The organism is Alloprevotella rava, from assembly GCF_014195585.1.
Classification (GTDB): Bacteria; Bacteroidota; Bacteroidia; order Bacteroidales; family Bacteroidaceae; genus Alloprevotella; species Alloprevotella rava.
Window position 1 is genome coordinate 394551 of record NZ_JACICA010000002.1, and the last position, 9497, is coordinate 404047.

Genomic DNA, 9497 nt, shown 5'->3' on the forward strand with positions numbered 1-9497 from the left:
CCCTATGCCTCACACCTCCAAGCAAAGCACGCTTTTCATAAAGAATATGGTCTGCCGCCGCTGCATCATGGCTGTCGAAAACATCTTGCAGCGCAACGCCATTGAGGTGCAATCCGTCAGCTTGGGCGAAGTGGTGCTTTCCACCCCCATCTCGCCTGAGATGCGAGAGAAATTAAAAGCAGAGTTTGAGGCGGTAGGTTTTGAACTTATCGGCGACCGCCGTTCGCAGCTCATCGAGAACATCAAGCGGGAAACGATGACTTATGCGCGAGCAGAAGACGGTCTTTCCCACCTTCGGCTCTCTGATTTTCTGCAAGAACGCCTACATCTCGACTATCATTACCTCTCCGATCTCTTTTCTGCTGTAGAAGGGCAAACGTTGGAGAAATTTTTCATTGCCCATCGCATCGAACGCGTCAAGGAACTTCTTGTCTACAACGAACTCCCACTTTCCGACATTGCCGTGCGCCTCGGCTATTCCTCTACAGCTTATCTGAGCACACAGTTCAAGAAACAAACAGGACTTACGCCCACGCGTTTCAAGCAACTCACGTCGCAGCGCCGCTGTGCACTCGATGAGCTTTAGCCCTCTTTTCTCAATCCGCATCATGTTATGAAGAATCTTCTCTATAAGTTTGGTTTTGGTTGCGTATGGCTTTTTTCATGCCTACCTTTAGGGCTGCTCTACGTTCTCTCCGACCTCTTATTTTTTCTCGTTCGCTATGTGGTGCGCTACCGCCTTGGCGTGGTGCGCCGCAATGTTGCACGCTCCTTTCCCGAGAAGACGCCAGCGGAGAGAAACCGCATCATCAACGGTTTCTACCATTATTTCTGCGACTATATTTTTGAAACGCTCAAGCTCTATTCCATGTCTGTGAGCGAGATACGCCGGCGCATGGTTTTCACCAATATTCCCGAGGTGGAAGCCCTCCTCCACGACCACGACTTTGTCTTCATTTATCTCGGCCATTATGGCAACTGGGAATGGGTTTCTTCCCTCGGTGTCTGGTTTAGTGAAAGCATTTATCCGTGCCAACTTTACAAACCCATCCGTAATCACTTCCTCGACCAACTCTTTCTGAAGCTCCGCCGCCATTTCCGTTCTCACAACATTGATAAGAACCTCGTTCTGCGCGAGATTCTCCGCCTCAAATCGGAAGGGAAAAAGGTGGTTTGTGGCTTTATCTCCGATCAGAGTCCCAAGCCCGTCGACATCCACGAATGGGTAGATTTTCTCCATCAGGACACGCCCTGCTTCACAGGTGCGGAGCGAATTGGCAAAAAACTCAATGCCGCTTTCGTCTACCTTGATGTAGAGCGGAAAAGTCGCGGTCACTATGAAGCCACCTTTGAACTGATGAGCAGCACCCCTCGCGAAATTCCCGATTGGCAGCTCACGGCCGATTTCATGCAACGCTTAGAAACCACTATCCGCCGCCAACCCGAAATTTGGCTTTGGAGCCACAAGCGTTGGAAGCACCAACGCTCATAAATCATACTTTTGAGCAGCATAGAGATAAGAAAATCAATTATTTCGCCGTATTTTTCTTGTTGCTCCAATAATTTTATCTAACTTTGCACCCGCTTTCCTCGGAGAGCACCATTATAATATCATTTAATTTCATTACAAACTATGTACTTAGATTCTGCTAAGAAACAAGAGATCTTTGGCAAGTACGGAAAGTCTAACTCTGATACTGGTTCCTGCGAGAGCCAGATTGCATTGTTTTCATACCGTATTGCCCACTTGACGGAACATGTGAAGGCCAACCGTAAAGATCATAGTACTGAACGTGCCCTCGTTATGTTGGTTGGTAAGCGTCGCCGCCTCCTCAATTATTTGAAGGATCGCGACATCGAGCGCTACCGTGCCATTATCAAGGCTCTCGGTCTTCGCAAGTAATTCCGATTTCTTGCACAAAAGCTTTGAAACGTCACTCCTTGCGAGCGGCGTTTCTTTTTTTTATCCTATTGTTCAATGCGATATGGAAAATTCTCAACTCATTGAGGCTCTTCGCCTCTGTCCTTTGTTCAAAGGGTTCTCCAGTCAGGAAATGGATGAACTTCTTTCTCAGATTCATTACAAGCTGGTGGACTATTCACCAAAGGATATATATGTGCTGGCCGGTATGCCTTGTCGCCATGCTGACATCGTTGTCAGCGGACAGATGACAGCCCGCATGGTAGGACTTTCGGGAAAGTTTGTTGAAGTGGACCATCGAGGACCAGGTAGTTTGATGGCTCCTGCTCTCATCTTTGTACCCAATAGTGAGATGCCCGTTAGTGTGGAAACCGAAGAACCTACGCGCATTTTTCGTATGACGCCTGCCGAACTCAAACGTCTCATCGACAGCAACGAGCGCATCCGCACCAATTTCATCCTCGTTCTGTCACAAATCAATTATTTCCTTACTCAGAAGATGCGCGTGCTGGCACTTTTCAGCGTGCGCGAAAAAGTGGTTTCTTTGCTCAAGCAGATTGCCAGCAAACAGCAGTCGGAGGTCATCACCCTCACGCGCTCTCGTCAGCAGATTGCCGACTCCTTTGGCATACAGAAGTTCTCCCTCCTCCGCGTCTTAGCCACGCTCGAAGAGGAAGGAGCCATACGCGTAGAGGGAAAAACCATCCGCATCGTGGACCGCAGCAAACTCTGATTTGTCCGCCTCTTAAGTGGCTTATCGGGCGTAAGCTGGTGAGCCATCACCTTATCTCAGTACTAAAAAAACTAAAATTCTACACGCAGATAACATTTGTTACCATTGCCCGGATGAGGGTTCCGTATTTTTGCGCCCATTAACGCATAACTATTTAAATTATTCTGAAGTATGGAATCTCAAATGTTTTGTTATCAGTGTCAAGAAACCGTGAAAGGTACAGGCTGTACGCTTCGCGGCGTGTGTGGTAAACTCCCACAGACCTCTACTTATATGGACCTCCTCATTGCCGTTGCTCGCGGTGTGGGTTCTATCGATCATTTGCTCCGCACTGCTGGCGTAACCACTGAGCAGGCCGTGGGCGATTTCATCGTCGACGCGCTTTTTGCCACTATCAGCTGTGCCAATTTCGATGATGAAAGTATCATGGCAAAGGTCGATACAGGCCTTCTCCTCAAGCAACAACTCATCGGCTTGGCTGAACAAAACGGTGTGGAACTCCCCAACTGGGCTGAAGTTACATGGACTGGTAGCCGCAAGGACTATTATGCTGAGGGACTCCGTCAGACCATTCTGCGCATACCCAATGAGGATATCCGTTCTATGAAAGAAATCGTAGTGCTCGGCCTCAAAGGAATAGCAGCCTATTATGAACACGCTTCCCGCTTGGGACATCGCGACAATAGCCTTATCGCATTTATGAGCGAAGCTCTTTACGACATCACCAACCCCGATGCCACGGCCGATGCGCTCTATACGCTCGTGCTTCGCGTGGGCGAATATGGTGTTCCTGCTATGGCGTTGCTCGACAAGGCCAACACCGCTGCGTATGGTAATCCCGAAATCTCTCGTGTCAATATCGGAGTGGGCAACCGTCCTGGTATTCTCATCACGGGGCATGACCTGCGCGACCTCAAAGAACTCCTCGAGCAAACTGAAGGGACGGGCATTGATGTCTACACCCATGGCGAAATGCTCCCTGGCAATTACTATCCAGAACTCAAGAAATATAAGCACCTCGTGGGTAATTATGGCAACGCATGGTGGCGTCAAAAAGAAGAATTCAGTACGTTCAATGGCCCGATAGTATTTACTACCAACTGCATTGTACCGCCACTGCCCAACGCCAATTATAAGGATCGTGTTTTCACTACCAATTCCACCGGTTATCCTGGTTGGAAACACATCTTGCCCGATGCTAACGGCCACAAGGACTTCTCCGAGGTTATCGAGATGGCCAAGCAGTGCCAAGCACCTACGGAGATAGAGCACGGCGAGATTGTAGGTGGTTTTGCCCACGCCCAAGTGTTCGCCTTGGCCGATAAAATCGTGGAAGCTGTCAAGAGTGGTGCTATCCGCAAATTCTTTGTGATGAGCGGTTGCGACGGACGTATGAAAAACCGCAACTACTACACCGAATTTGCCGAAGCACTCCCCAAAGATTGCGTGATTCTCACCAGCGGCTGTGCCAAGTATAAATACAACAAGCTCAACCTTGGCGATATCAACGGTATTCCTCGCGTGCTCGATGCAGGCCAGTGTAACGACTCCTACTCTTGGGCACTGGTAGCTCTCAAACTGAAAGAGATTTTTGGAGCGGCCGATATCAACGACCTCCCCATTGTGTTCAACATCGCTTGGTATGAGCAGAAAGCTGTCATCGTGTTGCTCTCGCTTCTCTACCTCGGAGTGCGCAACATCCATGTAGGTCCAACGCTCCCCGCCTTCATGTCGGAGAATGTGCGTAAGATTCTCATCGAGAAGTTTGGTTTGGGCACCATCTCTACCGTCGATGAAGATCTCCAGAAGTTCTTAGCCTGATTTCTATCTCCCCTCTGCCAATCCTAATATAGGTTAACAGAGGGGAGATTCCTTTTTCGTGCCCATTCGCCTCTTTCGCGAATATTCGTGGGCTAAAAATATCAACGAATTTCTTACTTTCCTTCTTCCGAGAATGCCTCAAAATCCATCGCGCCATCTTCTGCTGAGACTGGCGAAGCCTCTCGCGCATCGCTACAATAAAGCTGTCGGCCGACGGGCTTATTGTGTCGGTTGGCGCAATAAGGAAGTTGGCGGATGCCCTTATTGTACGGACGAAGAGGATGAAGCTAAAAATCTCCATTTTTGTTGGAAATCTCAGTTTTTTAGGACTTTTGAAGTATAGAACTGAGCTGTCATTGCGAAAAGCGGAGAAGCAGGTAAGTAGAATCCGCGCGCGGATGGCTAAAAGGCGCATTTTCTCGCGCAAAAAGAAAACCGCTCGATGTCAAGTAATCGGGCGGTTTTTTATGCGTATTTGGGGAATCGTTCTCTCCCTCTCGCTCTTTATCGTCTCCTACCCACAACGGGGGATACTGAATGCACCAATAATAAAGAATGGTTTTGCTATCCTACAAATTGCAATTTGCAAGTATCATTTACAGTGAGCGCACTACCGCAAAAGGGTTAAAATGAATCAGAACATAGGAATGATAAGCTTTATTCCAGATAAAAATAGCACAAAAGGTCCTATTAATGTGTAATTTTGCAGTGCCCTTGGAAGCGCTCTACCTTGTGTCGGATACATTTGTGATCGAGCCATGCAGCGGCATGACACTTGTTTAGAGAGCTGGGCAAAAGCGAAAACATATTACATAACCCATAACGACAACAATTATGAGAAATGAATGGAGAGGTTTTGCTGAAGGACAATGGACTTCAGAAGTAGACCTAAGAGACTTTATCCAGAAAAACTACACTCCCTATAACGGTGCAGAGGACTTCCTTGCTGGCCCAACAGAGGCTACCGATAAGCTTTGGGGTATGCTCAAAGAACTGCAAAAGCAGGAGCGCGCTAAAGACGGTGTACTCGACATGGAAACCGAGGTGGTTTCTTCTCTCACGGCCTATCCCCCTTCTTACATTGGCGAAGGCACGAAGGAACTGGAGAAAGTTGTGGGCTTGCAAACCGACAAGCCGCTCAAGCGTGCTTTCATGCCCTACGGTGGTATCAAAATGGCCGAGCAGGCTTGCACCACTTACGGCTATCAGCCTTCTCAACAACTCCACGATATTTTCACCAAATATGTGAAGACACATAACGATGGCGTGTTTGATGCTTACACCACGGAGATGCGCCGCGTTCGCCACAATCATATTCTTACGGGTCTGCCCGACTCTTATGGTCGTGGCCGCATCGTGGGCGACTATCGCCGCGTGGCTCTCTATGGTATCGACTTCCTGGTGGCTGAAAAAAGAGCCGACTTGGAAAACATGGGCGACCGCGATATGATCGACGAGGTAGTGCGTCTGCGCGAGGAAGTATCTATGCAGATTCGCGCCCTCAATGGTCTCAAGGAAATGGCCGCTGAGTATGGTTTCGACATCTCCCGCCCCGCTGCTAACGGCCGCGAGGCAGTGCAGTGGCTCTACTTCGGCTATCTCGGTGCCATCAAGACACAGAACGGTGCTGCTATGTCAGTGGGCCGTATTTCTACGTTCCTCGACATCTATTTTGAGCGCGACTTCAAGGAAGGCACGCTGACGGAGTCCGATGCTCAGGAGCTCATCGACCACCTTGTGATGAAGTTCCGCATGGTGAAGTTCGCCCGCATTCCTTCCTACAACCAGCTCTTCAGTGGCGACCCCGTTTGGGCTACGCTTGAGGTAGCAGGTATGGGCATGGACGGCCGCTCCATGGTGACGAAGAACGACTTCCGTTTCCTCCACACGCTGGAGAACATGGGTCCTTCTCCCGAGCCCAACCTCACGGTGCTCTATTCTTCACGCCTGCCACAGGGTTTCAAGCACTATGCTGCTAAGATTTCTGTAGTAACCAGTTCTATCCAGTATGAGAACGACGACGTGATGCGTCCTGTTTGGGGCGACGACTACAGCATCTGCTGCTGCGTGAGTGCCACTCAAACTGGTAAGGAAATGCAGTTCTTCGGCGCGCGTGCCAACTTGGCCAAGTGTCTTCTCTATGCTATCAACGGCGGTGTAGACACCAAGAGCCGCGAGCAGTGCGGTCCAGCTTACCGCCCCATCACGAGCGACGTGATTACCTACGAAGAGTTCATGCCTCGCTTTGAAGATATGATGGAATGGTTGGCAGGTGTTTATGTGAAGACGCTGAACCTCATCCATTACATGCACGATAAGTATTTCTACGAGGCTGCTGAGATGGCACTCATCGATACCAACGTGCGCCGAACCTTCGCAACGGGTATCGCTGGCTTTAGCCACGTAGTCGATTCTATCTGTGCTATCAAATATGCCAAGGTAACGGCTGTCCGCGATGAGGAAGGCTTCGCTATCGAATATAAGACCGAGGGCGACTATCCTCGCTATGGCAACGACGACGAACGTGCTGACGAAATCGCTGTTTGGTTGCTCAAGACATTCATGAAGAAGATTCGCAAATTCCATACTTACCGTAACTCAGAGGCTACAACGAGCATCCTGACCATTACTTCTAACGTGGTTTACGGTAAATATACTGGTGCAATGCCTGATGGCCGCGCTGCCGGCACGCCGTTGGCTCCAGGTGCCAACCCCTCTTACGGTGCAGAAAAGAATGGTTTGCTCGCTTCTCTCAACTCTGTGGCAAAACTGCCTTATGAGTATGCCCTCGATGGTATTTCTAACACGCAGACCATCAATCCGGGTGCACTGGGACAGAATGATGAGGAACGCTCCAACACGCTGGTTGGCGTAATGGACGGTTATTTCGACCGCGGTGCGCACCACCTCAACGTGAATGTCTTTGGTGTCGACAAACTGCGCGATGCTATGGAGCATCCCGAGAAGGAAGAATATGCCAACTTCACCATCCGTGTGAGCGGATATGCAGTGAAGTTCATCGACCTCACTCGCGAGCAGCAGCTCGACGTTATTGCGCGCCACGCACACGAGAATTTGTAAACTAACAGAAAAGGGAAAGTCCCTTCCATCTCCCTCATGAGAGGGGGTGTCCAGAACCTCTTGTTTGAGCCTCCAACTGATCGGATAGATCGGATGAGTTCGAAGCAAAACTGGACACTCCTCTTGATACGAGAGAGGTGGAGGGGGCTTGGCTTTATCATTATATGACAGGTCATATTCATTCTACGGAATCTTTCGGCTCGGTTGACGGACCAGGCATCCGTTTCATCATTTTTTTTCAAGGTTGTGGTATGCGCTGCCGCTATTGCCAGAATCCCGACACGTGGGAAGTTGGACAGGGGCAGGAGATGACCGCCGAAGAGCTCCTCGCCAAAGCCGAACGCTATCGCTCCTATTGGGGGAAAGATGGCGGCATCACCGTAAGCGGTGGAGAACCGCTGCTCCAAATCGACTTCCTGACGGAGCTTTTCCAAAAGGCGAAGGAGCGCGGCATACACACCTGTATCGACACCTGCGGACAACCGTTCACCCGGCGAGAGCCTTTCTTCAGCAAATTCCAGAAGCTGATGGACTATACTGACTTGCTCTTGCTCGACATCAAACATATCAATTCACTGGAGCATCAGAAACTCACGCGCCATCCCAATGAGAATATCTTGGATTGTGCGCGCTATCTCTCCGAGATTGGAAAACCCATCTGGGTGCGTCATGTCCTTGTGCCGGGTATTACCGACAACGACGATTACCTCACGGAGCTTCGCCACTTCCTGCGCCCGCTCCAAAACATCCAGCGCATCGATGTGTTACCCTATCATTCGCTGGGACTTTTCAAATGGAAGCAACGCAACATCCCCTATACCCTCGAGGGCGTGCCATCGCCCACAGCAGAGCGTATAGAAAACGCGCGCCGCATCCTCACGCAGGATTGATAAGAAAGTATAAGCTGTTCGCCACATTGCCGAACAGCCCATTTAGCTCTATCCGCAACACCGTTCAACCAAGTGTTGCGGATTTTTACTGCCTCACCCCTCCATCTTGCCGCATCTTCCGCGTTGACAGCTCCCACTAAAAATGCGAATAGCTCTTAAAATTTTTCATTCAGTGAAGCTTTTCAGAAACTTCACTGAAGTTTTCTCTCCCTTTAGTAATGTAAAAAAACCGTTGTTTATATCCTCACTGGAGCTTCCAAAGATGTCCCCAAACTTTTTATAGAGGGGATCTGAAAATATAATCAGCTGCATCGTCCGTATCCTTATTGCCTTCTCCGCTCGCCCTTATTGCATTTGGAGATGCAATAAGGCTCTCCGCTTGCACCCTTATTCTGTCCGCTCACGCCCTTATTGCGTTTGGGAATCCCACAAGGTTCTCTGCTTACGCGCTTATTATACCCACTCCCCCTCCCAAGAGTTTATTTTTTCGTTGTCACGCCCATAAGCTTCTGTCTATCAGCATCTTCCATCCTGCGTGACAACGTGACAACAAAAAAACGAGTTTTTTCTTGGTGGAGGAGAGACGGAGAATGCTCTCTCTACGCTTTCAGTGAGACACTTGTTGCTACCTAATGAAAGCCATTATATGTATTTTTTGCTTTATTAAACCCATTGGCGGAATTAATTTAGCGCATACTTAATTCTGCCGATAGGCTTGTTATTGATGAAATTTACATATTGTAGCACGGTAAGTGCGCTGATTTTGCTAATGATTCTGTCAAACAGACCGTTTGTTATCTTAGCATAGTTTCTTATGACTAAAAACTGGTCTGTAAGTTGTGAAAACAGCGTTTCGATTCTCATTCTTGCCTTGACAAATGGAATGAATGTAGGCTTCCAATCCTTCTGATTAACCCGATACGGACATTCAAGTCTTATATGTGCCGTTTCAAATAACCCCAATTCGGGATAAGCAGTTCTTCTTTTTCCTCAAAAGAAGTTTCAATAAAAGCCCAAAAAGAGGATTATTTTTCGTATATTTGTTGTTGAT

At 48.9% G+C, this 9497-nt stretch carries 7 protein-coding genes and 1 pseudogene; 7 read left to right on the top strand and 1 reads right to left on the bottom strand.

The window, feature by feature from the left end; all coding sequences use genetic code 11:
• The first annotated feature begins 4 nt into the window (after positions 1-4).
• The 7 genes from FHS60_RS03515 (at position 5) to pflA (ending at position 8446) form a co-directional block, all read left to right on the top strand.
• Entirely contained in the window at positions 5-586 is a 582-nt protein-coding gene (locus FHS60_RS03515; RefSeq protein ID WP_183695069.1) for a helix-turn-helix domain-containing protein, read from the top strand.
• A 27-nt stretch (positions 587-613) separates the two neighbouring features.
• On the top strand, positions 614-1492 hold the full coding sequence (locus FHS60_RS03520) for a lysophospholipid acyltransferase family protein (RefSeq protein ID WP_183695072.1): 879 nt from the start codon (positions 614-616) through the stop codon (positions 1490-1492).
• A 141-nt stretch (positions 1493-1633) separates the two neighbouring features.
• Positions 1634-1903, top strand: a complete 270-nt coding sequence (gene rpsO / locus FHS60_RS03525) for a 30S ribosomal protein S15 (protein WP_009347848.1) — start codon at positions 1634-1636, stop codon at positions 1901-1903.
• A gap of 82 nt (positions 1904-1985) precedes the next feature.
• Positions 1986-2654: a Crp/Fnr family transcriptional regulator gene (locus tag FHS60_RS03530; protein WP_183695075.1), complete on the top strand. Its 669-nt coding sequence runs from the start codon at positions 1986-1988 to the stop codon at positions 2652-2654.
• Between the two features lie 171 nt (positions 2655-2825).
• The gene (gene hcp, locus FHS60_RS03535; protein ID WP_183695078.1) at positions 2826-4475 is read left to right on the top strand and encodes a hydroxylamine reductase; all 1650 of its coding nucleotides are present in this window, start codon (positions 2826-2828) and stop codon (positions 4473-4475) included.
• Between the two features lie 834 nt (positions 4476-5309).
• Entirely contained in the window at positions 5310-7556 is a 2247-nt protein-coding gene (gene pflB, locus FHS60_RS03540; protein ID WP_183695081.1) for a formate C-acetyltransferase, read from the top strand.
• Between the two features lie 164 nt (positions 7557-7720).
• Positions 7721-8446 (top strand): pyruvate formate-lyase-activating protein, encoded by a 726-nt coding sequence (gene pflA, locus FHS60_RS03545; RefSeq protein WP_183695083.1) that lies wholly within the window; start codon positions 7721-7723, stop codon positions 8444-8446.
• Positions 8447-9127: 681 nt separating this feature from the next.
• On the opposite strand, the pseudogene FHS60_RS03550 reads toward pflA, so the two are convergent.
• Positions 9128-9412: pseudogene (locus FHS60_RS03550) on the bottom strand (transposase); the annotation flags it as partial.
• Positions 9413-9497 lie beyond the last annotated feature (85 nt).

Excerpts from the sequence above, each read along its gene's own strand:
- FHS60_RS03530 (WP_183695075.1), top strand. The coding sequence starts at position 1,986 with ATGGAAAATTCTCAACTCATTGAGGCTCTTCGCCTCTGTCCTTTGTTC.
- FHS60_RS03515 (WP_183695069.1), top strand. The coding sequence starts at position 5 with ATGCCTCACACCTCCAAGCAAAGCACGCTTTTCATAAAGAATATGGTC.
- FHS60_RS03520 (WP_183695072.1), top strand. The coding sequence starts at position 614 with ATGAAGAATCTTCTCTATAAGTTTGGTTTTGGTTGCGTATGGCTTTTT.
- pflB (WP_183695081.1), top strand. The coding sequence starts at position 5,310 with ATGAGAAATGAATGGAGAGGTTTTGCTGAAGGACAATGGACTTCAGAA.
- rpsO (WP_009347848.1), top strand. The coding sequence starts at position 1,634 with ATGTACTTAGATTCTGCTAAGAAACAAGAGATCTTTGGCAAGTACGGA.
- pflA (WP_183695083.1), top strand. The coding sequence starts at position 7,721 with ATGACAGGTCATATTCATTCTACGGAATCTTTCGGCTCGGTTGACGGA.
- hcp (WP_183695078.1), top strand. The coding sequence starts at position 2,826 with ATGGAATCTCAAATGTTTTGTTATCAGTGTCAAGAAACCGTGAAAGGT.